At 73.1% G+C, this 24,328-nt stretch carries 20 protein-coding genes; 9 read left to right on the plus strand and 11 right to left on the minus strand.

The window, feature by feature from the left end:
• Positions 1 to 161 precede the first annotated feature (161 nt).
• A complete protein-coding gene (locus ACF1A1_RS21135) occupies positions 162 to 1,928 on the minus strand; it encodes a fatty acyl-AMP ligase (RefSeq protein ID WP_392001791.1) in 1,767 nt (588 codons plus the stop codon).
• Positions 1,929 to 2,238: 310 nt separating this feature from the next.
• On the opposite strand from ACF1A1_RS21135, the gene ACF1A1_RS21140 reads away from it, so the two are divergent.
• Positions 2,239 to 3,333 carry a chemotaxis protein gene (locus tag ACF1A1_RS21140; RefSeq protein WP_392001792.1) on the plus strand — a complete coding sequence of 365 codons (1,095 nt, stop codon included), beginning with the start codon at positions 2,239 to 2,241 and terminating at the stop codon, positions 3,331 to 3,333.
• A gap of 73 nt (positions 3,334 to 3,406) precedes the next feature.
• The gene (locus ACF1A1_RS21145) at positions 3,407 to 4,420 is read left to right on the plus strand and encodes a Gfo/Idh/MocA family protein (protein ID WP_392001793.1); all 1,014 of its coding nucleotides are present in this window, start codon (positions 3,407 to 3,409) and stop codon (positions 4,418 to 4,420) included.
• Positions 4,421 to 4,437: 17 nt separating this feature from the next.
• Here the strand turns inward: ACF1A1_RS21145 and ACF1A1_RS21150 are convergent, their stop codons facing one another.
• Positions 4,438 to 4,860 carry an SsgA family sporulation/cell division regulator gene (locus ACF1A1_RS21150; protein ID WP_392001794.1) on the minus strand — a complete coding sequence of 141 codons (423 nt, stop codon included), beginning with the start codon at positions 4,858 to 4,860 and terminating at the stop codon, positions 4,438 to 4,440.
• A gap of 419 nt (positions 4,861 to 5,279) precedes the next feature.
• Between ACF1A1_RS21150 and ACF1A1_RS21155 the strand changes: the two genes are divergently transcribed.
• Positions 5,280 to 6,695, plus strand: coding sequence for a PP2C family protein-serine/threonine phosphatase (locus ACF1A1_RS21155; RefSeq protein ID WP_392001795.1), 1,416 nt, complete (start codon positions 5,280 to 5,282; stop codon positions 6,693 to 6,695).
• 79 nt (positions 6,696 to 6,774) lie between these two features.
• Here ACF1A1_RS21155 and ACF1A1_RS21160 read toward each other — a convergent pair whose 3' ends face one another.
• Positions 6,775 to 8,274 carry a hypothetical protein gene (locus ACF1A1_RS21160; RefSeq protein WP_392001796.1) on the minus strand — a complete coding sequence of 500 codons (1,500 nt, stop codon included), beginning with the start codon at positions 8,272 to 8,274 and terminating at the stop codon, positions 6,775 to 6,777.
• Positions 8,275 to 8,506: 232 nt separating this feature from the next.
• Here ACF1A1_RS21160 and ACF1A1_RS21165 point away from each other — a divergent pair, with 232 nt between their 5' ends.
• Entirely contained in the window at positions 8,507 to 9,646 is a 1,140-nt protein-coding gene (locus tag ACF1A1_RS21165; protein WP_392001798.1) for an aminoglycoside phosphotransferase family protein, read from the plus strand.
• Between the two features lie 280 nt (positions 9,647 to 9,926).
• Entirely contained in the window at positions 9,927 to 11,891 is a 1,965-nt protein-coding gene (locus tag ACF1A1_RS21170; protein ID WP_392001799.1) for an N-acetylmuramoyl-L-alanine amidase, read from the plus strand.
• A gap of 16 nt (positions 11,892 to 11,907) precedes the next feature.
• Here ACF1A1_RS21170 and ACF1A1_RS21175 read toward each other — a convergent pair whose 3' ends face one another.
• From ACF1A1_RS21175 to ACF1A1_RS21205, 7 genes are all read right to left on the minus strand, one after another.
• Positions 11,908 to 12,405 (minus strand): hypothetical protein, encoded by a 498-nt coding sequence (locus tag ACF1A1_RS21175; protein WP_392001801.1) that lies wholly within the window; start codon positions 12,403 to 12,405, stop codon positions 11,908 to 11,910.
• Positions 12,406 to 13,054: 649 nt separating this feature from the next.
• Positions 13,055 to 13,960 carry a universal stress protein gene (locus ACF1A1_RS21180; protein WP_392001802.1) on the minus strand — a complete coding sequence of 302 codons (906 nt, stop codon included), beginning with the start codon at positions 13,958 to 13,960 and terminating at the stop codon, positions 13,055 to 13,057.
• Between the two features lie 154 nt (positions 13,961 to 14,114).
• On the minus strand, positions 14,115 to 14,357 hold the full coding sequence (locus ACF1A1_RS21185; protein WP_392001803.1) for a DUF397 domain-containing protein: 243 nt from the start codon (positions 14,355 to 14,357) through the stop codon (positions 14,115 to 14,117).
• A gap of 82 nt (positions 14,358 to 14,439) precedes the next feature.
• Positions 14,440 to 15,606: a thiolase domain-containing protein gene (locus ACF1A1_RS21190; protein WP_392001804.1), complete on the minus strand. Its 1,167-nt coding sequence runs from the start codon at positions 15,604 to 15,606 to the stop codon at positions 14,440 to 14,442.
• Positions 15,603 to 16,652, minus strand: a complete 1,050-nt coding sequence (locus tag ACF1A1_RS21195) for a thiolase domain-containing protein (protein WP_392001805.1) — start codon at positions 16,650 to 16,652, stop codon at positions 15,603 to 15,605. Before ACF1A1_RS21195 ends, ACF1A1_RS21190 begins: the two co-directional genes overlap by 4 nt.
• The gene (locus ACF1A1_RS21200; RefSeq protein ID WP_392001806.1) at positions 16,652 to 17,593 is read right to left on the minus strand and encodes a Zn-ribbon domain-containing OB-fold protein; all 942 of its coding nucleotides are present in this window, start codon (positions 17,591 to 17,593) and stop codon (positions 16,652 to 16,654) included. Before ACF1A1_RS21200 ends, ACF1A1_RS21195 begins: the two co-directional genes overlap by 1 nt.
• 174 nt (positions 17,594 to 17,767) lie before the next feature.
• Positions 17,768 to 18,568, minus strand: coding sequence for a crotonase/enoyl-CoA hydratase family protein (locus ACF1A1_RS21205; RefSeq protein ID WP_392001807.1), 801 nt, complete (start codon positions 18,566 to 18,568; stop codon positions 17,768 to 17,770).
• A 177-nt stretch (positions 18,569 to 18,745) separates the two neighbouring features.
• On the opposite strand from ACF1A1_RS21205, the gene ACF1A1_RS21210 reads away from it, so the two are divergent.
• On the plus strand, positions 18,746 to 20,368 hold the full coding sequence (locus ACF1A1_RS21210; protein ID WP_392001808.1) for an acyl-CoA synthetase: 1,623 nt from the start codon (positions 18,746 to 18,748) through the stop codon (positions 20,366 to 20,368).
• Between the two features lie 380 nt (positions 20,369 to 20,748).
• Here the strand turns inward: ACF1A1_RS21210 and ACF1A1_RS21215 are convergent, their stop codons facing one another.
• Entirely contained in the window at positions 20,749 to 21,627 is an 879-nt protein-coding gene (locus tag ACF1A1_RS21215; RefSeq protein ID WP_392001810.1) for an alpha/beta fold hydrolase, read from the minus strand.
• Between the two features lie 166 nt (positions 21,628 to 21,793).
• Here ACF1A1_RS21215 and paaK point away from each other — a divergent pair, with 166 nt between their 5' ends.
• The 3 genes from paaK (at position 21,794) to ACF1A1_RS21230 (ending at position 24,166) form a co-directional block, all read left to right on the plus strand.
• Positions 21,794 to 23,086 (plus strand): phenylacetate--CoA ligase PaaK, encoded by a 1,293-nt coding sequence (gene paaK / locus ACF1A1_RS21220; protein ID WP_392001811.1) that lies wholly within the window; start codon positions 21,794 to 21,796, stop codon positions 23,084 to 23,086.
• Positions 23,087 to 23,202: 116 nt separating this feature from the next.
• Positions 23,203 to 23,646: a MarR family winged helix-turn-helix transcriptional regulator gene (locus ACF1A1_RS21225; RefSeq protein ID WP_392001813.1), complete on the plus strand. Its 444-nt coding sequence runs from the start codon at positions 23,203 to 23,205 to the stop codon at positions 23,644 to 23,646.
• Positions 23,639 to 24,166, plus strand: a complete 528-nt coding sequence (locus tag ACF1A1_RS21230) for an aspartate carbamoyltransferase (protein WP_392001814.1) — start codon at positions 23,639 to 23,641, stop codon at positions 24,164 to 24,166. The genes ACF1A1_RS21225 and ACF1A1_RS21230 overlap by 8 nt, the downstream gene beginning before the upstream one ends.
• Positions 24,167 to 24,328: the final 162 nt, after the last annotated feature.

Here is a 24,328-nt window from a genome sequence, read left to right on the forward strand (position 1 = left end):
GGCTGAGACGCGTTCGCAGGCATCTGGAAAGGAGTCCTCGTGAACTGGGTGCGCGGCGGATGCCGTACGCCGTGGAAGGCGCGGCCGGAGAGAAGGGTCGGACACGGCGGTCCGGGGAAGGACGCCGTCGGCCCGAACGGGTGGGCCGGCGGCGGCCGTTGTCACCCTGCGGCGGGTGCGCCCACCACCGACAGGGTGCCGTCGAGGTAGGCCGCGCGGGTGGCGCGGCGCTGGATCTTGCCGCTGGAGGTCTTGGGGATCGTGCCGGGGTGGACCAGGACCACGTCGTACACGGACAGGCCGTGGGCCTCGCCGATGGCGCCCCGGACCAGATCGATGATCTTCTCGCCCTCGCCCTCGCCCTCGCCGGCGGCGCCGGGGTCCACCTCGGCGACGAGGACGGGCCGTTCACCGCCGAGGCCGCCGTCCACGACGCCGTCCACAGCGCTGTCCATGCCGCCGTCCACGGAGAAGGCGGCGGTGCAGCCGGGGCGCAGTGCGGGGTGGGACATCTCGGCGGAGAGTTCCAGGTCCTGCGGGTAGTGGTTGCGGCCGTCGATGACCATCAGGTCCTTCAGGCGGCCGGTGACGAACAGTTCGCCGCCGCGCAGGAAGCCGAGGTCGCCGGTGCGCAGGAAGCGTCCCTCGTGGCCGGGCAGGGTGGCACGGAAGGACTCGCGGGTGGCGAGGGCGTTGCGCCAGTAGCCCTTGGCGACGCTCGTGCCCGACACCCAGATCTCGCCGATCTCGCCCTCGGGCAGTTCCCGCTGCCGCTCCGGGTCGGCGACGACGACGGTCATGCCCTCGCCGGGCCGCCCGCAGCCGACCGCGGCGGCGTCGGCGACCTCTGCGGCGCCGCCGTCCGGCTCCAGGAGGACGGGGGGCGTGCCCACCGTGCCGCCGGTGACCATGACGGTGGCCTCGGCCAGCCCGTAGCAGGGATAGAAGGCCTCACGGCGGAAGCCGGCGGGGGCGAAGGTGTCGGTGAAGCGCCGCAGGGTGGCGGCCCGCACCGGTTCGGCGCCGTTGAAGGCCACCTTCCACGAGCCGAGGTCGAGGTCGTCGACGAGTTCGGGGGTGGCGTGCTTCAGACACAGTTCGTAGGCGAAGTTGGGGCCGCCGCTGGTGTGCGGGCGGTAGCGGCTGACGGCCCGCAGCCAGCGGTCGGGCCGTTGCAGGAAGTGCAGCGGGGAGAAGAGGGTGGTGGTGAGACCGAGGTGGACCGTGTTCAGCACCGGACCGACGAGCCCCATGTCGTGGTACACGGGCAGCCAGCTGACGATCAGTTCGTGACCGTACTCCTCGATCACGTCCGGGGTGTGGCCCATGCGTTCGGTGATGACCCGCTCGTTGTCGAGCAGGTTGCCGTGGGTGATCACCACGCCGCGCGGGGCCGAGGTGGAGCCGGACGTGTACTGGAGGAAGGCGACGGAGTCGGCGGTGAGGTCGGGTTCGCGCCAGGACGCGGCGGCCTCGTCGGTCACGTCCTCGGTGGCGAGGCAGGTGATCTCGGCGAGTTGGGGGAGCTGATCGGCCATCGTGCCGAGCGCGGCGACCACCTCGCGGCCGCCCAGGACGACCTTGGCGTCCGCGTCGGCGATCAGGCGTCTCATCCGGGTCAGGGCCCGGTGGTTGTCGGCGCGGCCCTGCGGGGGAACGCCCGGTACGGCGACGACGCCGGCGGCGAGGCAGCCGAGGAACGCGCAGACGAACTCCGGGCCCGGCGGGTAGAGGAGCATCGCGCGGGACCCGGCGAGCCCGCGGTCCTGGAGCCAGGCGGCGATGGCACGGGAGCGGGTGGCGAGGCGGGCGTAGGAGATCTCCTGGACCTCTCCGTCCGGATCCCCCGTGACGAGGTAGCGGTAGGCGATCCGGCCGGGCTGGTGCGTGGCGTGCGTGGTGAGCAGATCGACCAGGGTACGAGCCATGTTGAGGAGTCTCACCTGTCTGGAGTCAAGGCGAGGGAACTGGAGTTCGAGATTCAACCGCCCGCGTCCACTCGGACACGCGAGACCCACCCGGCTCCGCCACCGGGCCCCATCCCCTCACCGGATTTGCTACCGACGAGTAACACCCTAACAAGCCCGCCGGTGCGGAGAGTCGAACTCGGGTAAACCCTGCGTAGCCGAGCAGAGTTGGCACCGTCGAACGGACAGCCGCACGAATCTGGAACTCTAAAGCATGTGCGTTCCCGGGGCACGCCATGCCCCGGGAACGAATCGGACCTATCGTGCTGATATGGAGCACGCACTCAGCCCCGCGACCCTCTCCGAACTGCGCCGTCCGCGCCCCTATCCCGCGGTGTCCGTGCTGACCCCGACACACCGCCGCGAACCCGGCAACGCCCAGGACCGGGTGCGACTGCGCAATGCCGTGACCGAGGCCAAGAAACAGCTGGAGGCCGACCCGTCGGTCACCCGCGAGCGGCGCGTCGACGTCGCCGAGCAGCTCGACCGGGCACTGGCCGAGGTCGACCTGACACACACCGAGGACGGCCTGGTGATCTTCGCCGCGCCGGGCGAGCACCAGGTGTGGTCGCTGGCCCGCCCCGTACCCGAACGCGTCGTCCTCTCCGACACCTTCCTCACCCGCAACCTGGTCTCCGCGCAGGCCGCCGAGCGGCCGTTCTGGGTACTGTCGGTCTCCCCCGACCGCGTCACGCTGTGGAACGGCGGCGCCGAGCGGGTCACCGAGGCGCACACCGGCGGCTTCCCGCTGGTCAGGAGCCGGGAGAACTTCGACGCCGAGCGCATGGAACGCATCGGCGACCTGCCGAGCACCTTCCGCGACGAGGGCACCCGCCACTTCCTGCGCGACGCCGAGACCGCCATGGCCCGGCTGCTGCGCGAGGACCCGCGCCCGCTGTACGTCACCGGCGAGCAGGCCGCGCTCTCCCTGCTGGACGAGTTCGGCGGCGTCACCCGGGACGCGGTGCACATCCCGCGCGGCGGCCTCACCCATGCCACCCCCGAGGCGGTGTGGCAGGCCGTGCGCCCGCTGCACGACGCGGAGTCCCGCCGGGACACCGACGCCGTGGCCCGGGAGCTGGAGTCGGCCCGCGGCCACCGGACCTTCGCGGCCGGCGTCGACGAGGTCTGGCAGAGCGCCCGCGAGGGCCGGATCCGGCTGCTGGCGGTCGAGGAGAACTACCGTGTGGCGGTACGCGACGACGGCGACCACCTGGTCCCGGCCGCGAGCGACGACCTGGACGCCCGCGACGACATCGTCGACGAGATCGTCGAGCAGTGCCTGGAGACGGGCGCCGAGGTGCGCTTCGTCCCGGACGGCAGCCTGGGCGAGGCGGCCGGCATCGCGGGGGTGCTGCGCTACTGAGGCGGCCTTGTCCGGCGTTCCCCCCCGGCGGCGTACGCTACGGCGTGATCACCGGCCGGGAGGGAGAGGACACGTGGCCGACCTGCTGGGCGTGGCGGTACTGGGCGCCGGACACATGGGCGCCGACCACATACGACGCCTCGATCGCGTGGTGAGCGGGGCCAGGGTCGCCGCCGTGGCCGACCTCGACCCCGCCCGCGCCGAGGAGGCCGTCGCCGGGATCGAGGGGGTCTCGGTCCACACGGAGGTGGAGGCCGCCCTGGACGCCCCCGGCGTCGAGGCCGTACTGATCGCCTCGCCCGGTCCCGCGCACGAGGAGGCACTGCTCGCGGCCTTCGCCCGCGGTCTGCCGGTGCTGTGCGAGAAGCCCATGGTGCCGGACTCCGCCGGCGCGCTGCGCGTACTGGAGGCGGAGGCCCGGCTGGGACGGCGGCTCACGCAGATCGGCTTCATGCGGCGCTACGACACCGAGTACCGCAGGCTGAAGGCACTGCTGGACGACGGGCGGCTCGGCCGGCCGCTGATGCTGCACTGCACCCACCGCAACGTCTCCTCACCCCCGGGCTTCACCAGCGCCATGCTGATCGACAGCTCGGTGTCGCACGAGATCGACGCGGCCCGCTGGCTGCTGGGCCAGGAGCCGACCGCGGTCACGGTGGTGCGGCCGCGCCCCTCGTCCGGCGCGCCGCAGGGTCTGCTCGACCCGCAGTTCGTGATCTTCGAGACGGACGGCGGAGCCCTGGTCGACGTGGAGGTCTTCGTCAACTGCGGCTTCGGCTACCAGGTGCGGTGCGAGGCCGTGTGCGAGGCGGGCAGCGCGCGCATCGGCGACGACCACGGCATGCTGCTGACCGCGCACGGCCGCGCCGGTACCGACGTGCCCCGCGACTACCTGGTCCGGTTCGTCGACGCCTACGACCGTGAGGTGCAGGCGTGGGTCGACGCCACCCGCCGGGGCGGCGTCACCGGCCCGAGCGCCTGGGACGGCTACGCGGCCTCCGTCGTCGCCGAGGCCGGGGTCCGGGCGCTGGACGACGGCACGCGCGTGGCCGTCGACCTCGCTCCGCGCCCGGACCTGTACCGCTGACGCCGGGGGCGGCGCGCTCAGACGTTGCCGAGGAGAGCGTTCAGCCCCCGGTCGACCTCGGCGCCGACGTCCTCCCGCCCCGCCTCGACCACCGCGTAACTGCGCAGCAGGAAACGGCGCAGGGCGGCCGTGTCGAACTGGAGCAGGGCCAGCCCGAGCGGGGAGTGCAGTTCCATGACCGTACGGGTCCGCCCGCACGGCCAGAGCTGCACGTCACCGCTCCCGGCCGGTCCGCGCAGCCCCTCCTCCAGCAGCGCGCGGCCGAAGGTCCAGGTGACGGCCTCGCCCCGCAGGCAGGCCTCGGGTGGGAAGTCGAGGTGCACGGCGAGTGGGTCGTCTGAGGTGTAGCGGAGCGTGGCGGACACCGGGAGCTCCCGCTCCCCCGTGGTGATGAGGTCGGCACGGGCGGGCTGTCGGACGGTGACGTGGGCGAGGTCCATGCTCGGTCTCCGCAGCGGTGAGAGGTCGGCCGTTTCGGCGTGCTTGCTTGTAGGACCTCGCAGGAGCCGTTCGCATTACGCAAAAGCGGTCGTGAATTGGTGTGAGCTGCGTCACGAGTACACGGTCGCACCCCGAGGAGCGCCGCACCATGGAACACACAGCCGTCGAACACCCGGATGAACCCCGTCGCGCGTCCCCCGAAATCCCCCAAGTCGCGTACACCGCCTACGACTTGCCCGACCTCCCGGCGTACGTCATTCGCACCGCGCAATGCCCCCGTGAAGACTGTGGCATATGCCAGACGCATCACCGTATCGTGTGTTGCCAAATCCCTTACACGGCGTCGCGGGCTGTGCAACAGTCGTAACGGCCCTTCCGTCGCCCTTTGGTCGTCCCGTCCCCCGCATCGGAGTGCGTCATGCCGTCCCATCTCTCTGCGGACCGCCCAGCCGCCCAGCCGCCAGGACGCGGCTCGGTCGACGCGCTGATCACGCAGACGCGCCGGCTCACGGGCGAGGTGGACGCCGTACGACGGGACGCGCAGGACGACGGAACGGACCCGCGGGGACGCTGGCAGCGCGCGCTCTACGACTTGGCGCTCCGCCAACTCAACGACCTGCACGCACACTTGGCCGAACTGCGGGACGGCCCGCCCGCGGCTCAGGACGCGCCCGCTCCGCCCCCTGCCCCGCCCGGAGCGCTGCTCGGCCGGGTCGGCAGCGCGGAGTGGAACCTGCTGACGGACGAGGCCGTCTGGTCCGCGGAGCTGTACCAGCTCCTCGGCCGCGACCCGGCCGCACCCGCGCTCACCCTCGACGAACTGCCCTCGCTCGTGGTCGAGGAGGACCGACCGAAGCTCACCGCGATGGTCACCGACTGTCTCGTCGACGCCCGGCCCATCGACGGGGAGTTCCAGGTCGTACGGCCGGACGGCGGGGTCCGGACCGTGCACATGATGGGCGAGCCCGTGCTCGACGCCGACGGGAGCACCGCCTCCATGTGGGCCGTGCTGCGCGACGTCAGCGAACTGCGCCGCAGCCGGCGCGCGGTGCGCGAGACCCGTGACTCGCTGCAACGCCACCGGTACCGGGCACAGACCGAGCACCGGCTCGCGGTCGAGCTGCAGGAAGCCGTGCTGCCACCCCGGCGCGGCTCCCTGCGGCTCCCGCACCAGGGCCCCCGCCACCTCGACATCGCCGCATGTCATCTGCCCGCCCGCACGAGTTCACCGATCGGCGGCGACTGGTACGACGCGCTCGAACTCTCCGGCGGCGACACGCTGTTGAGCGTCGGCGGCCTCACCGGTCACGGCCCGGCCGTCACCTCCACCATGGCCATGACACTGGGCGCCCTGCGCGGCATGGCCATGGCCGGCACCCAGCCGGCCCAGCTGATGTCCTGGCTCAACCAGTTACTGGACGCGGGCGCCCAGCCCGCCCTCGCCGGCGCCGTCTGCTGCCGCTACCTGGCTCGGACCCGCACCCTGATGTGGGCGCAGGCCGGACACCCCGCCCCGCTGCTCTTCCGCGACGGGACGGGACGCCGGCTCCACGCACCGGACGGCGTCCTCCTCGGTGCCACCTCGGGCGCCGTCTACGGACAGGCCGAGGAGACCCTCCGGGCGGGCGACCTGCTCCTGCTGCACACCGACGCCCTGGTGCCCCGCGACGGCGAACCGGCCGACCCGGCCGAGTCGGCTCCCCTGCTGGACCTGGCCCCGCGCTTCGACGCGGCGCACACCGCACAGGAGTGCGTGCGGGTGGTCGTGGAGGAGTTCGGCACGAGCGACCGCGCGGACGACGCGTGTGTGCTCGTCGCCCGGGTGATGCCGTGACGCACGCAGACCGCCTCACCGGCCCCACCGACCGGCGGGCGTCACCGGGCCCACGCCTGACTGACCCGTACCAAGGGACCTACGCCTGAGCGGTGTTCCCGCCCCGCCCTCCCTTCGGCTTCGGCAGTGCCTGCCGGATCTCCTCCCGCAGCTCGTTGATCCTCGGATAGTTGGAGTACTCCGCGGTGAGCCGGTACATCTGGCGCAGCCGGTCCCAGGTGCGGCGGGAGGAGTTCGACCCCATGGACATCAGGGCCAGCCGGGCGTACCGGTCCGCCTGTTCGGGGTCGTCCGCGATGAAGCAGGCCGACGCCATGGACAGATGGTCGAAGATCTTCGACCGTTCCCGCCCGTCGACGCGCAGCGCCAGGGCCTTCTCCGCGTAGTACTGGGCGTGCACGGCCGCCCCGGGCTCGAACTCGGCCAGGGTGCGGTAGGCCAGGGCCTGCATGCCGTACAGGTCCTCGTCCTTGAAGGTCTGCATCCAGGACGGCGGTTCCACGTCGCCCTTGTCGGAGACGAACAGGTCCTCCGCCCGGCCCAGGGTGCGGCGCATGGCCTGCCCCCTGCCCATCGACGCCTGCGCCCAGGCCTCGATGGTGTGGAACATCGCCCGGGTCCGCGGCAGCACCTCGTCGCCGGAGCCCGACTGGGCGAGTTTCATCAGGTCGAGGGCGTCGTCGGGCCGGCCGAGGTGCACCATCTGACGGGCCGCCCGGGAGAGTGCCTCCCCGGCCCGCGGCCGGTCACCGCCCTCTCTCGCGGCATGGGCGGCGATGACGAAGTACTTCTGGGCCGTGGGCTCCAGGCCGACGTCGTGCGACATCCAGCCCGCGAGGACCGCGAGGTTGGCGGCGACGCCCCACAGGCGCCGCTGGAGATGTGAGGGGTGATGGTAGGCGAGGATGCCGCCCACCTCGTTGAGCTGGCCCACCACGGCCTTGCGCTGGAGCCCGCCGCCACGGGCGGCGTCCCAGGCTCGGAACACCTCGACCGAGCGCTCCAGTTCGTCGACCTCCTCCGTCCCGATGGGGGCGGCCTCGTAGCGGTCGAACCCGGCGGAGTCGGCGTGCAGGAGGGGATGGTCGATGACGGGAGCGTCGGCGGAGAGGGTGGGGTCGGTGTGCAGCCAGTCGTGCATGGCGCTGCTGAGTGCTGATCCCGCGGCGAGCGCGGCACCCGCGCCCACCAAGCCGCGTCGGTTGAGCATGAGGTCCATTCCCGTGAATTCGGTGAGGACCGCGGCGGTCCGTTCGGGCGCCCACGGCACGCCGTCGGGAGGTTCCGCGCTCCCGCCGCCCTGCCGTTTCCCCGTACGCCCGTGCCGGACCAGACCGAGGTCCTCGATGGTCACGACACGGCCGAGTCGCTCGGTGAACAGAGCCGCCAGCACCCGCGGCACCGGATCGCGCGGGATCTCTCCCATGTCGATCCACCGCCGCACCCGGGAGGTGTCCGTCGCCAGCTGGGGGTGGCCCATGGCCGCCGCCTGCCGGTTGACCAGCCTCGCGAGTTCGCCCTTGGACCAGCCGGCCAGGCCGAACAGGTCCGCGAGCCGGGTGTTGGGTTGTCCGCTCACGTAAGCCCCCAGGTTCTCGGCTGACTTGACAGTAGCCCGGTGAAAGTTGCCGAGGGACTATTCGCCAGGGTTTCGCCAGGGTCCGCCAGATGGTGTGCCACTGGGCCAGGGGTGTCAGGTAGGAACGCGCCACCCCGACCCGGTCGCCGAGGGACATTCCCCAGGGTGCACCCGGGAGGCCGGGCCGGGCAGCGCTTGACGTCGCAGGCACACGAAGGGATCTGTCTCGCCCATGTACGCAGCATCGTCCTCCGTGTCCGCCCCGCCCCGGTCGCTGCACACCCGTCCGGGCGGCGGCGGCCCCTACCTCGACCCCACGCGGTCGGCGGCCCCCGCGCTCGGCGCGGGCCGCGGCCGGCGTCCCGCGGGGGTCGGAACGCAACCGCTCAGCGGGAGACTCGACTTGTCCGGCCCCCAGGGCGCCCAGCTGCGCACGGCGATCGCGTCGGTGCACCGGATCTGCCCGGAGTTCGCCCCGGTGCAGGTGCTGCGCCGCAGCGGCCGCTCCGTGCTCCTGGTCGGCACGACGGGACGCAGCACGGCCGTCGCGAAGTGTTTACTGGACCACTCCCCCGTCTGGTCCGAGCGGATCCGGCACGAGATAGCCGCGTACCGCACGTTCGTCCGGCACCGCCCCCCCGTCAGAGTGCCGAGGCTGATCGCGGCGGACCCCGACAACTGCACACTCGTCGTCGAACGGATGCCGGGACGGGTGGCGGCCCTGCAGCGGCACCCGGCCGAAGCCCCGCCGCGCGCCGACATCAGGGCGGCGCTCGGCGCGATCTGCCGGCTCAACGCCTGGCGGCCGCCGGCGGGCACGTTCGACGCGCCGCTGGACTACGCGGCCCGGATCTCCCGCTACCACGAGCTGGGACTGCTCACCGACCGGGACCTGGGCGACCTGCAGAAGCTGCTGCGCGGCATCGCGGCCGCCGCGGGACGCCAGGGCATGGGCCAGTTCTGCCACGGCGACGCCCTCCTGTCGAACATCCTTGTGTCACCGGCCGGTCCAGTGCTGGTGGACTGGGAGCACGCGGGGTGGTACCTGCCGGGCTACGACCTGGCGACGCTGTGGTCGCTGCTGGGCGACGCGCCGGCGGAGCGCCGTCAGATCAGCCAGATCGCGCAGTCGGCGGGCCCGGCCTCGCGTGACGCGTTCCTGGTGAACCTGATGCTGGTGCTGACCCGGGAGATCCGCACCTACGAGACGGCCGTGCAGCGTTCGATGCACGACACGGCCCCGACGGCTCCGGGGGCCGCCCACCCGGGTGCCGCGCCGTCCGGCGAGGAGCAGCGGCTGCTGCTGCGGCGGCTGCACGACGACTGCCAGATGGCCCGCCGTGCCGTGCGGGCAGCGGTCGGCACTCGCTGAGGGGAGGGAGGTCCGCGGTACGCCGGAGCGACGGCGCACCGCGGACCTTCGTCCGTCCGCCGGGCCCGCGGCACGCTCACCGCCCGGGGGTCGCCCATTGGTGTACTCCGCTGACGCCGCGCGGGCCGGAAGGCCGCCGCCACGAAACTCGCCGGACCCCTGTTGACATGGGAAGGCCCCTCTGCCTGGGCATGATTGACGGATCGTCGGCAACCGGGTACCACAGCCTCACGCCCGGCCCCGCACGCCCCGCCCCGCTCGTTCGTCCCAGGAGGCCGCATTGCGAGGATCCGTCACCCACCCCAGATCTCTCCCCGGTCCTGCCCGCACCCGCAGAGCCGTCGGCGCCGTCGCGTCGGCGGCTCTCCTGCTGCCGCTGTTCGGCGCCGCGCCGTCCACGGGCGCGACGAGCGGCTCCGCGGCCGGCCTCCAGGGGGCGTTCGCCGCCGCGGCCGCCGAGTACCGCGTGCCGCAGAGCGTGCTGCTGGGCGTCTCCTACCTCCAGTCCCGCTGGGACGCGCACGGCGGAGCGCCGAGCGTGAGCGGCGGCTACGGCCCGATGCACCTCACCGACGCCCGCACCGCCCTCACCACGGCCCCGCACCACAGCGGGGGCACGGAGGACTCCCGCGGTGACGACGCCCGCCCGCCCCGGCACCCCGAGACGGCGCTCCCGGAGGACGCGGAGATCCCGTCCCGTCTGACCACGCTCCTCCAGGCGGCGGAGCTGACCGGCCTGAGCCCCGAGAAGCTGCGCACGGACCCCGCGGCCAACGTGGCCGGCGGCGCCGCGCTGCTCGCCGCAGCCCAGCGCGACCTGGGCGAGCCGCTGAGCACCGATCCGGCGGAGTGGTATGGCGCGGTGGCGCGCTTCTCGGGCGCCGACGACACCGCGACGGGCGCCGCCTACGCCAACGACGTCTACGACGTGATCCGCACCGGCGTCGAGCGCACCACGGACGCCGGGCAGCGGGTCGTCCTGCCCGCGCGGTCCGGCCTGACGGCCGACACGACCCAGTTGCGGCACATCGGTCTGCGCGTGGCCTCCGCGGCGGGAACCGAGTGCCCGCCGACCGTCTCCTGCGAGTGGATCCCGGCGCCCTACGCGCAGTTCGGCGACAACGACTACGGCAACCACGACCTGGGCGACCGCCCGGCGTCCCAGTCCATCAGGTACATCGTCGTGCACGACACCGAGGGCGGCTGGGAAGGCGTCGTCAACCTGGTCCAGGACCCCGCCTACGTCTCCTGGAACTACTCGCTGCGCTCCACCGACGGCCACATCGCGCAGCACGTGAAGGCGAAGGACGTGGCGTGGCACGCGGGCAACTGGTACGTCAACGCCAAGTCGATCGGCCTGGAGCACGAGGGCTTCCTCGCCTTCCCGGACTCCTGGTACACGGAGGCGATGTACCGGTCGTCGGCGCGTCTGGTGACGTACCTGGCGGCGAAGTACGGCATCCCGCTGGACCGGCAGCACATCCTGGGCCACGACAACGTGCCCGGCCCGACGGCGGGGACCGTGCCGGGAATGCACACGGACCCCGGCCCGTACTGGGACTGGCGGCACTACTTCGAGCTGCTGGGCCGTCCCTTCGAGGCCACGGCCGGCAAGAGCGGCGGGCTGGTGACGATCCTGCCGGACTACGCGGCCAACCAGCCGGTGTACACGGACTGCGTGGCCAGGGGTGAGCCGTGCGCGGCGCACGGCTCCGGCGCGGTGCGGCTGTACTCCGACCACTCGGAGACCTCCGCCCTGATCAAGGACGTCGGACTGGGCACGACGCCGACCACGGGCGTGAACGACATCTCGTCGCGGGTCTCCACCGGCCAGCAGTACGCGGTCGCCGGCCAGTGGGGCGACTGGACGGCCATCTGGTACCTGGGCCAGAAGGCCTGGTTCCGGAACCCGGCGAAGCAGCCGACGGCCGTGCGCACGTCCGGCCGTGTGATCACCCCGAAGGACGGCGTGGACAGCGTCCCCCTCTACGGGCGCGCCTATCCGGAGGCGTCGGCCTATCCGGCGGGCGTCCCGGCGCAGGCGGTCTCACCGCTGCCGTACCGGCTGCCGAAGGGGCAGAAGTACGTGGTCGGTGACCAGGTGCCGGGCGAGTACTACCACGCGGTCACCTTCGCCACCGACGCGCACAAGGTCGTGGTCGGCAAGGACCTGTACTACCAGGTCCAATACGGGCACCGGGTGGCGTTCGTCCGGGCGGCGGACGTACGCGTGTCGGCCTCGTAGACCCGGGCCGGCCGGCTCAGCCCTGCTGGAAAAGCTCCGCCGGGAGCGGCTTCAGCAGGGCGTACAGGTCGTCCGTGATGGGGCGGTCCCAGGCGGCGATGGTCACCAGGACGTTGTCGCTGCGGTCGAACTGCACGCAGGAGATGCGGCTCTCGGAGAGCTTGAGGCGGCGCACGATCAGGAGGTTGTCGCCCTGCATCACCGGCATGTCCTCGGTGCCGACGACGGTGACCTCCTCGTCGTTCTCCAGCGCGAGCAGCAGCTGGGCGACCTCGAAGGGCACCTGGCCCTCCTCGGTCTCGCGGGCCGGGGAACCCTCGGGAAGGTTGCCGATGATCATCGCGGGGCCTCGGCCGCCGAAGAGGTCGTAGCGCAGGAAGACGCCCTGGCAGGTTCCGTCGGGGGCGGGCAGCAGGCCGGCGCCGAGATTGCCGGGCCAGTCGCCCGGGTCCATGGCCAGAACGTCGAAGTCGGGCCCGGCGGGTGTGGCGCTGCGGCGGCGGAGGAACGACATGCCGCCATGGTACGTGTCCGGGGGCGCCCGGCGACGTGCGGGCGCCCCCATCCTCCCGCCGTGCGGCGGCCAGGAGACCGGCTGGTGCCGCTCGTGGTGGCGGGCCCCGGACGCGGTTGCCGCGGGACGGCGTGCACCACTCCCGCACCGCTCCCGGCGGGGGTGGTGGTCCCTGCGGAAGGCGCGGACGCAGCGGGGGTGTGGCGGGCGCGCAGCCGGGGCCGGCCGGGGCCCGTCGGGAGGACCGGCGGCCTGCGCGAGGGCGGCCGTGACGTCGCCGCCGTTGCGCACGGGCCGCCGTTCGGCTGGGCGCCGGTGTCCTCGGGCCCTCGCGGGGCGGGGACGGTGTGGGTGCGGGCTCGCCGGGGCGAAGGGGCGGGCGAAGAGGGCGGGACGGGGCACACGTGTCGGGGACGTCGGCGCGGGCGGTGTCGTCGGCGGTTGTACCCGGTGGCGTCCGGGACGTCGTCGGGGCGGGCGCGGACCCAGGGGGTGAGGCCGGCGGGGTCGGTCAGGTCGTCGGCGAGCCGGCCGTGACCGTCGTGCCGGAGGGTCGGTGCCGGGTAGGGGGTGAGGCGGGAGTCGCCGGGGTCTCGCGTCCCGCGCGCCTGAGGACAGGAGGGAGCCTCGGCATCGAGGAGCCGCCCGCTCACTCCTCCCCGGGCGCGGGTGGCACGACCGCCACCGGGCTCGCCGCGTGCAGCAGGACGGCGTGCGTGACGGAGCCCAGCATGCGGGCGGGGGCCAGCAGCCGGCGGCGGTGGCGGCCCACGACGACCAGGGCGGCGTCCTTCGAGGCCGCGACGAGATGGCCGGCCGCGTCGCCGGAGGCCGGCCGGACCTCGACGCCCACACCGGGGTGGCGTTCCCGGTGCGCGGCGAGGAAGCCCTCGGCGAGGGTGCGCGTCTCGTGCTCGACGGCTTCCTGGTCGACGTCCGGCGCGATCAGCTCGCCGGGCGCGGCCCAGGTCTGCAGGGGCCAGGGGTAGGCGGCGACCACCTGGAGGCGGGCGTCGCGCAGGGCGGCCTCGGTGAAGGCGAAGTCCAGGGTGGCCTCGTCGGGCCCGTCCACCTTGAGGCCCACGACCACGCGGGGCCCGGGCGCGGGCGCGGGCCGCGGGCCGTCGACCTCGCGGCCGGGCCGGGGTACGACCACGACCGGGCACTCGGCGTCCCGCGCGGCGGTCAGGCCGTTGGAGCCCAGCAGCAGGCGGGTGAAGCCGCCGCGTCCCCGGGAGCCGAGGACGAGCAGTTCGGCCTCCGCGCCCAGTTCGGGCAGCAGGGCGCCCGGAGCGCCGTCCAGGCCGACGTACTCCAGGACCGTCGTCCCCGCGCTCCCCGCCAGCCGGGCGCGGGCGTCGGCGAGCACCGGGTCCTCGTCCGGCGGCGGGGGTACGACGACGGGGGCGCCGGGCTGGACCCAGGCGGCGTACTGGCGTACGTGCGCCACCCGCAGCGGTGCCCCGCGCCTGCGCGCGGCGTCCAGGGCCCAGTCGAGGGCGCGCCAGCTGTCCTCGGAACCGTCGACCGCCGCGACGACCGGCAGGGTGCTCATGGTCCTCACCTCCGGAATACGACCTTCGTCCTGCTGGGGCCAGCCTGGCTCAGGCTGCCGCCCCGGCCGGGTCCCCGAAGTCGCGTGTCCGGAAAATCAGGGAGAACACCGCCGGTTCGGCCCGCCGCGGCGGTTCCGGCGGCTGCGCGGGGCGTCAGGTCAGGTCGAACTCCCCTTCCCGCGCGCCGGACACGAAGGCACCCCACTCCGCGGGCGTGAAGATCAGGGAAGGGCTCTCGGGGCGGCCGCTGTTGCGCATCGCGACGAATCCCTCGACGAAGGCGATCTGGACATCCCCCAGGCCCCTGCTGCTGGACTGCCATTCCGCCTTGCTGAGGTCCAGCTCCGGCTTGTCCCAGCCCGCGAAGGGCTGCTGCTGGATGGTGCTCTCGGCCACGTCCGTGCTCCTCCCGGTTCGTCGTCCGCGGCCAGCCTAGCGATCGGTCACGGACGCGGACAGAGCACGTGAGCGGGACCTTTCAGGACTCGGGTGGCCGCGCTCCCACGAGCCACATGGAGAAGAACTGCGAGCCGCCGCCATAGGCGTGTCCGAGGACCTTGCCGGCGCCGTCCACCTGGTGTTCCCCGGCCTGGCCGCGCACCTGGAGGGCCGCCTCCGCGAAGCGGATCATGCCGGAGGCGCCGATGGGGTTGGTGGACAGCACGCCGCCCGACATGTTGACGGGCAGGTCGCCGTCGAGTTCGGTCGCCCCGGACTCGGTGAGTTTCCAGCCCTCGCCCTCGGCGGCGAAGCCGAGGTTCTCCAGCCACATGGGTTCGTACCAGGAGAACGGCACGTACATCTCGACGGCGTCGATGTCGCGGCGCGGGTCGGCGATGCCGGCCTGCCGGTACACGTCGGCCGCGCAGTCCTTGCCGGCCTGCGGGGAGACGAAGTCCTTCCCGGCGAACAGCGTCGGTTCGCTGCGCATGGCGCCGCCGAGCATCCAGGCGGGCGGGCGCGGGGAACGGGCCGCCCCGGCCCGGTCGGTGAGGACCATGGCGCAGGCGCCGTCGGAGGAGGGGCAGGTCTCGGAGTAGCGGATGGGGTCCCAGAGCATGGGTGAGGCCTGGACCTTCTCCAGGGTGATGTCGTGCTCGTGCAGGTGGGCGTAGGGGTTCTTGAGGGCGTTGCGGCGGTCCTTGTACGCGACGAGCGAGCCGATGGTGTCGGGTGCGCCGCTGCGCCGCATGTACGCGCGCACGTGCGGCGCGAAGAACCCGCCGGCTCCGGCCAGCAGGGGCTGCTGGAAGGGGATCGGCAGGGACAGGCCCCACATGGCGTTGGACTCGGACTGCTTTTCGAAGGCCAGCGTCAGTACGGCGCGGTGGACGCGGGCGGCGACCAGGTTGGCGGCGACGAGCGCGGTGGATCCGCCGACCGAGCCCGCCGTGTGCACGCGCAGCATGGGCTTGCCGACCGCGCCGAGGGCGTCGGCGAGGTACAGCTCGGGCATCATGACGCCCTCGAAGAAGTCGGGTGCCTTGCCGATGACCACGGCGTCGATGTCCGCCCACGTCAACTCGGCGTCGTCGAGGGCGCGTCGGGCGGCCTCGCGCACCAGCCCGGCGATCGACACGTCCCGCCGGGCGGCCACGTGCTTGGTCTGGCCGATCCCGACGACGGCCACGGGCTCCTTGCTCATCGCGGATCCCCTTCGAGTACGGCGACCAGGTTCTGTTGCAGGCACGGGCCGGACGTGGCGTGGGCGAGGGCGCGGTCGGACTCGCCCCGGTGGATGCGGGCGGCGGCCTCGCCGATGCGGACGAGTCCGGCGGCCATCATCGGGTGGGCGGCGAGGGCGCCGCCCGACGGGTTGACCCGTACGCCGTCGCCGAGCTTCAGCGCCTTGCGCAGGACGACCTCCTGCGCGGTGAACGGGGCGTGCAACTCGGCGGTGTCGACGGGGCGTTCGAAGGCTCCGGCCCGCTCCGCGGCGAGGCGGGCGGAGGGCGAGTCGGTGAGGTCGCGTACGCCGAGTCCGTGCGCCTCGATGCGGTGGTCGACGCCCCTGATCCAGGCGGGGCGTGCGCACAGCTCGCGGGCCCGCTCCCCGGCCGCGAGGATCACGGCGGCGGCTCCGTCGCCGATGGGCGGGCAGTCGCCGGTGCGCAGCGGCCGTACGGCGTACTCACCGTGTGGGGTCGGCCCCCGGAGCTGGGCGTGGGAGTTGGCGGTGGCCGCCGTCCTGTTGCGGGTGGCGATCGCGGCGAGGGCCGGCTCGTCGGCGTCGCCCGCGTCGATGAGGGCCTGGGCCTGGAGGGCGGCGAGGGCGACGGAGTCGGGCCACAGGGGGGCGAGGTAGTAGGGGTCGAGCTGACGGGTGAGGACGTCGCGGACCGAGCCGGGTGAGGACTTGCCGTAGGCGTAGACGAGCGCCGTGTCCGCGTCGCCGGTGAGCAGCTTGGTCCAGGCCTCGTACAGGGCCCACGCCCCGTCCATCTCGACGTGGGACTCCGAGATCGGCGGCCAGGCTCCGACGCCGTCGAGGGCCAGGGTGAAGGAGAAGGCCCGGCCGGCGAGGTAGTCGCTGGAGCCGGAGCAGGTGAAGTCGATGTCGGCGGTCTTCAGGCCGGTCCGCGCCAGGACCTCGTGCAGGACCGGCATGAGCATCTCGACCTCGGAGAGCTCGTCGGTGGTGCGCAGGACGTCGGTCTGCGCGAAGGCCACGACGGCGATGTCCCGGGTCATCAGAGCAGCTCCTTGTAGGTGTCGTAGTCCGCGTCGGGTTCGCCGGTCGGCCGGTAGTGGTCGGGGTGGCGGGCGCCCGGCGTCCACACGGGCTCCACCCGCAGGCCCATCCGCACCTGGTCGTAGGGGATGCCGCCGATGCGTCCGTGCAGGGCGAGGTCGGCGCCGTCGAGGGCGATGTGGGCGTAGACGTAGGGGACTTCGATGTCGAGGTTCTTCGCCTTGATGTTGACGATGCAGAAGGTGGTGACGGTGCCGCGCGGGCCCACCTCTACTTGTTCGGCGGTGGGGACGCCGCAGGTGGGGCAGGCGCCGCGGGGTGGGACGTAGACCTTGCGGCAGGACGGGCAGCGTTCGCCGACCGTGCGCCGCTCGGACAGCGCGGTGATGTAGGCGGACTGGGCGCGGCCCGGGGAGTAGGTGTAGTCGAGGCGGGCGGGGGCGACGATGCCGGTGACGTCGTCCTCGAACGCGCCGGTGTGGCCGGTCGGTTGCTGCGGTTCGCCGTCGTACGGCTCGAAGCAGGCGATGTCGGTGATGGCGCCGGTGCGTTCCTCTGACCAGCGGACGCGGACCCGCATCCCGGTGCGGACGGCTTCGGGGCCGGGGGCGTCCAGGGCGTGCAGGAGGGCGGTGTCGGCGCCGTCGAGGCGGACCAGGACCCAGGCGAAGGGGGTGGTGAGGGGCTGGCCGCGGCGGGGGGCGTGGTTCCAGGCCCAGGTGGTGACCGTGCCGGTGGGGGCGACCTCGACGAGGTCGCCGATCTCCTCGGCGGTGACGGGGTCGTACTCGACGGGCGGAACGAGGGTGCGGCCGTCGGTGGTGCGCACGCCGAGGACGACGCGTTCGCGCAGGCCGGTCAGGAAGGCGCTCTGCACGGGGCCGAGGGAGCGGGTGAAGGGGAACTCGACGACGAGGGGGGCCTTGAGGACATCGGGCATCGGGGGCTTGCCTCCTTCGGGGACCGCGCGTGTGCGTCGGCCGGACGGTGGCTGGACAAGGACGGGTGGTCGCGTCGCCCAGGGGCGCGGGGCCGTGACTTCCGCGGCTCCGCCGCGCGGGCGCGACCGGCCGTTCACGGCCCGCACGGTCCGGTCCACCCCTCCGGCCCGGCGTCACGCGCGCCGGTAGACGGGGGGCCTTTTCTCGGCGAAGGCGCGGGCGCCCTCCTTGGCGTCGGCGGTGTCGAAGATCGGCCAGCCGCGTTGCAGTTCCGCGGTGAGGCCGTCGGTCTCCGTCATCTCCGCGCTCTCGTACACCGACGCCTTGACGGCCTCGACGGCCAACGGCCCGCAGGCGTTGACGCGTTCGGCGATCTCCAGGGCCTTCTCCAGCGCGGTGCCGTCCGGGACGACGTGTCCGATCAGGCCGACGCCGGCCGCCTCGCGGGCGCTGTACGGCCGTCCGGTGAGCAGCATCTCCAGGGCGTGGGTGCGCGGGATCTGGCGTTGCAGGCGGACCGTGGAGCCGCCGATCGGGAACAGGCCGCGCCTGACCTCGAAGAGGCCGAAGGTGGCGGACTCCCCCGCGACGCGGATGTCGGTGCCCTGGAGCATTTCGGTGCCGCCCGCGACGCAGTGCCCCTCGACGGCGGCGATCACGGGCTTGCGGGGGCGGTGGTGGCGCAGCATCGCCTTCCAGTGCAGGTCGGGGTCGGCCTTGAGCCGGTCGCGGTGCCGCTCCCCCTCCATGCCCTTCCCGGCGAGGGCCTTGAGGTCCATGCCGGCGCAGAACGCGCCGCCGGCGCCGGTGAGCACGATCGAGCGGATCGCGTCGTCCTCGTCGGCCTCCACCCAGCCGTCGTGGAGGCCGACGAGCATCCCGAGCGAGAGCGCGTTCCTCGCCTCCGGCCTGTTGAGCGTGAGCACGAGTGTGGCGCCTTCGCGCCGCACGGTGAGGTGTTCGGTGCCACCCATCGCCCATCTCCCCTCTGACAGAACGAGAACAGGTTGCAGGAGGCGAGGAGGCACTTCAAGGGTTTTCTGACAGGTAGTCAGATTTCTTGGCCGCGAGCCCTTCACACTTGGGGCGCCCTTTGCTCTGATGACCGGCGAACCGTCAGGGAGCCAGGCCGTCCGAGGTCAGGAGGAGCGGTGGAGTACAACCTTGCCGACCTGTTCGAGTCGGTCGTCGACGTGGTGCCGGACCGCGAGGCGCTCGTGTACGTCGACCATCCCGGTACGGGTGCGGAGCGCCGTCTGACGTACGCGGAGCTGGACGCGGCGGCCAACCGCATCGGCCACCACCTCCTCGACAGCGGCGTCCGCCCCGGCGAGCACCTCGGGCTCCACCTCTACAACGGCGTCGAGTACCTCCAGACGGTGCTCGGCTGCCTCAAGGCGCGGATCGTGCCGGTGAACGTCAACTACCGTTATGTGGAGGAGGAGTTGGTCTACCTCTACCGGGACGCCGACCTGGTCGCCCTGGTCTTCGACGCGGAGTTCACGGACCGGGTGGCGGGAGCGCTGCCGCAGGCGCCGGCGCTGCGGCACCTGATCCGGGTGGGAGCGGACGCCGAGGGGGTCACGGCCGTCTCCTTCACGGAGGCGGAGGCGAGCGGCTCCCCGCAGCGCGGGTTCCCGGCGCGCTCGGGGGACGACCAGTTCATCATCTACACCGGCGGCACGACCGGGTTGCCCAAGGGCGTGATGTGGCGCCAGGAGGACCTGTTCTTCGCCGGGCTGGGCGGCGGGGCGCCGACCGGGGAGCCGGTGAAGAAGCCGGAGGAGGTCGCGGAGCGGGTGGCGGCCGGCGGGTCGGGGATCACCTTCTTCCCCACTCCCCCTCTGATGCACGGCACCTCCACCCTGACCGCGTTCATCGGTTTCCACTTCGGCCAACGGGTCGTGATCCACCGCAAGTTCGTGCCGGAGGAGGTGCTGCGGACGATCGAGAGGGAGAAGGTCACCAGCATCTCCCTGGTGGGCGACGCGATGCTGCGGCCGCTGATCGACGCGCTCCGGGGCCCGCTGAAGGGCACGGACTGCTCGTCCGTCTTCAGCGTCTCCTCATCGGGGGCGATCATGTCGGACACGGTCCGGCGGCAGTTCCGGGCCCTGCTGCCGAACGCGATGCTGCTGAACAACTTCGGCTCCTCGGAGTCCGGCTTCAACGGCACGGCGACGGACGACGCCGGACCCGATCGCGGCTTCCGCGTCCGCGTCAACTCCCGTACCCGCGTGGTGGATCCGGTGACCCACGAGCCGGTCGCGGCGGGCGAGGTGGGCCGCGTCGCCCAGCACGGTCACGTCCCGCTCGGCTACTACAACGACCCGGTGAAGACGGCCGAGACGTTCTTCGAGAAGGACGGCGAGCGCTGGGTGCTCCTGGGCGACATGGCCACGGTGGACGGGGACGGTGTCGTCATCGTCCTCGGCCGAGGCTCGCAGTGCATCAACACCGGCGGCGAGAAGGTGTACCCCGAGGAGGTCGAGCAGGCGCTGAAGGCGCATCCGGACGTGTACGACGCCCTGGTGGCCGGGGTGCCGGATCCGACGTGGGGCAACCATGTGGCGGCCGTGGTGCAGGTGCGCACGGGTGCGGCGCGGCCTTCCCTGGAGGACATCCAGAGCCACTGCCGCGGTCGTCTCGCCGGGTACAAGATCCCGCGCCAGTTGGTCGTCACGGAGGCCATCCGCCGGTCGCCGAGCGGGAAGGCGGACTACCGGTGGGCGCGGGAGGTGGCGGTGGCGGCGGCGGTGACGGCGGACGACTGACCCCCGGCCGTCGCTTCGAGCGAGTGGCGGTGACCCGGATCCGTTTCGGTCGCCGGCGAAGGAGTGGGCCGAACCGGGGAAGGGGCGGGCCGAACGGGGGAAGGGGCGGGGAACGGGGAAGGCCACGGGGCCACCCGGAGACCGCCGCTCGGTCCCTCGCCGACGAGCGGGTCCCTGCCGGGACGGTGTTCGCGGATGGTGCCGCGGGTCTCCGGGTTCCGGGTTCCGGGTCTCCGCGTTCCGGGTGTCCGCGTTCCGGGTCTCCGCGTTCCGGGTGTCCGCGTTCCGGCCGCCCGGACGAGGGGATGCCGTTCACCCCGACCGTGCGTGGTGCGGCGTCCGCGTCGGCGCGGTGCGCGCGGGCCACCGGCCGCCGCACCCTACCCCGCCGACGGCGGAGGGGAGTCGGCACCGTCCAGGAACGCGACGGTGCGGCGGACGAACCACTCGGGGTCGTCCAGCCACGGGTAGTGGCCGGCGCCGGGCTGGACATCGAACTCCGCGTTCGGGAAGGCGTCGGCGGCGCTGCGGGCGAGTTCGGGGCGGGGCCCGCCGTCCACCTCACCGGCGAGGACGAGGACCGGGGCGGTGACGTGGCCGAGGGCTGCCCGGAGGGCGGGCGGGTCGTAGGCGCCGGGCCCGTGGAAGCGCTCTTCCGCCTCCGCGTTGGCCTGCTCGTCCATGGCGGCCGCGTGGGCGCGGGCGGTGTCGTCCCAGCGGCCGTAGAAGAAGCCGCCGAAGACCGCGAAGTCGTCGTCCCCGGCCTCCCGCGCCCCCGTCAGCCATGCCTCGAACACCGGGAAGGCGGCCGCGAACCACGGCTCGTCCTCGCGCAGGCGCGCGGCCGCCAGCCGGTCCTCGCCGGTGGCCGGCCGGCCCAGGGCCCACGGGATGACGGTGACGAGGACGAGCCGCGCCACCCGGTGGGGATACCGTGCCGCGTACAGCATCGCCAGACTGCCGCCCGCCGAGTGCGCGAGGAGGTCCATCCGCTCCAGCCCGAGGTGGACGCGGAGTGCCTCCACGTCCTCGATCTGCCGGTCGCACCGGTACGTCGCCGGGTCCGCCGGGATCGCGGAGTCGCCGGTGCCGCGCGGGTCGGGAAGGACCAGCCGGCGGTGGGCGGTGAGTCCGCCCAGGTCCCCGAGGTAGACGGAGGCCTGCATGGGTCCGCCGGGCAGGACGACGAGGGGGTCGCCCTCGCCCCGGGCATGGTGGGCCAGCCGGGTTCCGTCGGGTGCGGTGAAGAAGCTTGGCATGGGCCGATCCTCGGGGCGGCCCGCGCCCGGCCGCAAGGGAGTTCTCGGCGGTGCGGAATGCACGCCCTCTTGCCGACCCCCCGTCGGCCTGGATCATTGACCGTGACGAAGTCGACCGAATGATCGGTCGCCCGGTGGGCGCGGTGGCGAGGGAGAGACGTCCGTGATGGCTGCGCGGGACTTGCTGGACGAGGGCGAACGGCTCGACGTGGACGCGCTGCGCGCCCTGCAACGAAAGCGTCTGCGGGCCTCGCTGCGGCACGCGTACGCCCACGTCCCCTTCTACCGCGAGGCCTTCGACAAGGCGGGCGTCCACCCGGACGACTGCCGCGACCTCGCCGACCTGTCCCGCTTCCCCTTCACCACCAAGGCGGACCTGCGCGAGCACTACCCCTACGGCATGTTCGCCGTCGACCGCGAGCGCGTCCGCCGCATCCACGCCTCCAGCGGCACCACCGGACGCCCCACGGTCGTCGGCTACACGGACAACGACCTGTCGCTGTGGGCGGACCTGGTGGCCCGCTCGCTGCGGGCGGCGGGCGGCCGTCCCGGTGACACGGTCCATGTGGCGTACGGGTACGGCCTGTTCACGGGCGGCCTGGGCGCCCACTACGGCGCCGAACGGCTCGGCTGTACGGTGATCCCCGCGTCCGGCGGTATGACGTCCCGCCAGGTCCGGCTGATCCGGGACCTCGAGCCCGGCGTCATCATGGTGACCCCCTCCTACATGCTCACCCTGCTCGACGAGTTCGAGCGGCAGGGCGTCGATCCGCGCGGCACCTCCCTGCGCGTGGGCGTCTTCGGTGCCGAGCCGTGGACGGAGGAGATGCGCCGGGAGATCGAGGAGCGGTTCGCGATCGACGCCGTCGACATATACGGGCTGTCGGAGGTGATCGGCCCGGGGGTCGCCCAGGAGTGCGTGGAGACGAAGGACGGGCTGCACATCTGGGAGGACCACTTCTATCCGGAGGTCGTCGACCCGATCACCGGCGAGGTCCTGCCGGACGGCGAGGAGGGTGAACTGGTCTTCACCTCGCTCACCAAGGAGGCCATGCCCGTGGTCCGCTACCGGACGAGGGACCTGACGCGGCTGCTGCCGGGTACGGCGCGGGTGTTCCGCCGGATGCGGAAGGTGACCGGCCGCAGCGACGACATGGTCATCCTGCGCGGGGTGAACCTCTTCCCCACCCAGATCGAGGAGATCGTGCTGCGCACCCCCGGCGTCGCCCCGCACTTCCAGCTGCGGCTCACCCGCGAGGGCCGCCTCGACGCCCTGACGGTACGGGCGGAGGCCCGCCCCGACGCGGGCCCCGGGGCCCGGGAGGCGGCCGAGCGCTCCATCGCGGCGGCCGTGAAGGAGGGCATCGGGGTCTCGGTCGGCGTGGAGATCGTGGAGCCGGAGGCGCTGGAGCGGTCGGTGGGGAAGATCCGGCGGATCGTGGACCTGCGACCGCGCTGAGCCCGGCCACGAAGCGGCGCACCGAGCACCATGGGACGGCGAACCTGGTTGCAGGTTCGAACCATCTGCCGCCCATCTGGTTGCACCGTCGAACCATCTGGTTGTACGGTCGAACCATGTCCAGGGATCAACGGGCTGATGACCCGGCCGTTCTCCAGGAGGCACTGGGGAGCTTCGTCCGCGCCTTCGGGCTGCACCAACCGGAAACCACCCCCTGCGGCCGGCCGATCTCGGTCTCCGAGGCACATGCCCTGAGCGAGCTGGCGCAGGAGGGTGAGCTGCGGCAGGTCGAACTCACCCGTCGGCTGCGGCTGCAGAAGAGCACCGTGAGCCGGCTGGTCGGACAGCTGTCCGCCCGTGACTGGGTGGAACGCGCTCCGGCCCCCGGCGACGGACGCGGCGTCGTCCTGCGGCTCACCCCTGCGGGGCGGCGAGCTGCGCAGAAGCTGGCCGAAGCACGGCGGGAGCGGTTCTCACGGCTGCTCGGTGCGATCCCGGCCCACGAGAGAGCGGGCGTGCTCCACGCCCTCGAGGTGATGGTGGAGGCACTCGATGAATAGCAGCAGTCGCCGGGCCGTGATGGCGGGCGCGGGCTTGATGGCCGCCGGCGCGGTGACGGCTGTCGCCCTGGTGGCCGGCGGCTCACCGAAGGACCCGGGCGGGGGCCGGGCCGAGCGGCAGGAGCTGGTGGCCGAGCGGGGCAGAACCGTGATGCCCTTCGACCTCGAGCAGACCACCCACCGCTTCACCCCCACGGCGACGGGGGGCACCCAGGACGTCGTGGCCGACCGGCGCGGCGACACCGAGCAGATCGACCTGATACGCGCTCATTTGCGCAAGGAGGCCGAGGCGTTCGGCCGGGGGGACTTCGCCGACCCCGCCCGGATCCACGGCACCGGCATGCCCGGCCTCGCCGAACTGCGGGACGGTCACGACCGTATCGAGGTGCACTACGAGGACCGGCCCGACGGGGCCACCCTGACCTACACCACCCGGGATTCCGCTTTGGTCGACGCCCTGCACCACTGGTTCGAGGCCCAGCTCGGCGACCACGGCGCGCACGCCGAGTCCGGCCATTGACGCGCACGGGGAACGTCCGGCGGGAAGGGCAGTGCGTCCCGGGGCCGCCGATCCCGGAAGGCAAGACGCAAGGGCGGCGGGCCGGTGACCGGACCGCCGCCCCGCCTCGGCGCCCACGAGCACAACGCGGCGTGCGTCACCTCCGTCCCCGTCACATCTCCC

This window comes from Streptomyces sp. NPDC014995 (assembly GCF_043080745.1).
Taxonomy (GTDB): Bacteria; Actinomycetota; Actinomycetes; order Streptomycetales; family Streptomycetaceae; genus Streptomyces.

Excerpts from the sequence above, each read along its gene's own strand:
- ACF1A1_RS21135 (WP_392001791.1), bottom strand. The coding sequence starts at position 1,928 with ATGGCTCGTACCCTGGTCGATCTGCTCACCACGCACGCCACGCACCAG.
- ACF1A1_RS21140 (WP_392001792.1), top strand. The coding sequence starts at position 2,239 with ATGGAGCACGCACTCAGCCCCGCGACCCTCTCCGAACTGCGCCGTCCG.
- ACF1A1_RS21150 (WP_392001794.1), bottom strand. The coding sequence starts at position 4,860 with ATGGACCTCGCCCACGTCACCGTCCGACAGCCCGCCCGTGCCGACCTC.
- ACF1A1_RS21155 (WP_392001795.1), top strand. The coding sequence starts at position 5,280 with ATGCCGTCCCATCTCTCTGCGGACCGCCCAGCCGCCCAGCCGCCAGGA.
- ACF1A1_RS21165 (WP_392001798.1), top strand. The coding sequence starts at position 8,507 with ATGTACGCAGCATCGTCCTCCGTGTCCGCCCCGCCCCGGTCGCTGCAC.
- ACF1A1_RS21175 (WP_392001801.1), bottom strand. The coding sequence starts at position 12,405 with ATGTCGTTCCTCCGCCGCCGCAGCGCCACACCCGCCGGGCCCGACTTC.
- ACF1A1_RS21180 (WP_392001802.1), bottom strand. The coding sequence starts at position 13,960 with ATGAGCACCCTGCCGGTCGTCGCGGCGGTCGACGGTTCCGAGGACAGC.
- ACF1A1_RS21190 (WP_392001804.1), bottom strand. The coding sequence starts at position 15,606 with ATGAGCAAGGAGCCCGTGGCCGTCGTCGGGATCGGCCAGACCAAGCAC.
- ACF1A1_RS21195 (WP_392001805.1), bottom strand. The coding sequence starts at position 16,652 with ATGACCCGGGACATCGCCGTCGTGGCCTTCGCGCAGACCGACGTCCTG.
- ACF1A1_RS21200 (WP_392001806.1), bottom strand. The coding sequence starts at position 17,593 with ATGCCCGATGTCCTCAAGGCCCCCCTCGTCGTCGAGTTCCCCTTCACC.
- ACF1A1_RS21205 (WP_392001807.1), bottom strand. The coding sequence starts at position 18,568 with ATGGGTGGCACCGAACACCTCACCGTGCGGCGCGAAGGCGCCACACTC.
- ACF1A1_RS21215 (WP_392001810.1), bottom strand. The coding sequence starts at position 21,627 with ATGCCAAGCTTCTTCACCGCACCCGACGGAACCCGGCTGGCCCACCAT.
- paaK (WP_392001811.1), top strand. The coding sequence starts at position 21,794 with ATGGCTGCGCGGGACTTGCTGGACGAGGGCGAACGGCTCGACGTGGAC.
- ACF1A1_RS21225 (WP_392001813.1), top strand. The coding sequence starts at position 23,203 with ATGTCCAGGGATCAACGGGCTGATGACCCGGCCGTTCTCCAGGAGGCA.
- ACF1A1_RS21230 (WP_392001814.1), top strand. The coding sequence starts at position 23,639 with ATGAATAGCAGCAGTCGCCGGGCCGTGATGGCGGGCGCGGGCTTGATG.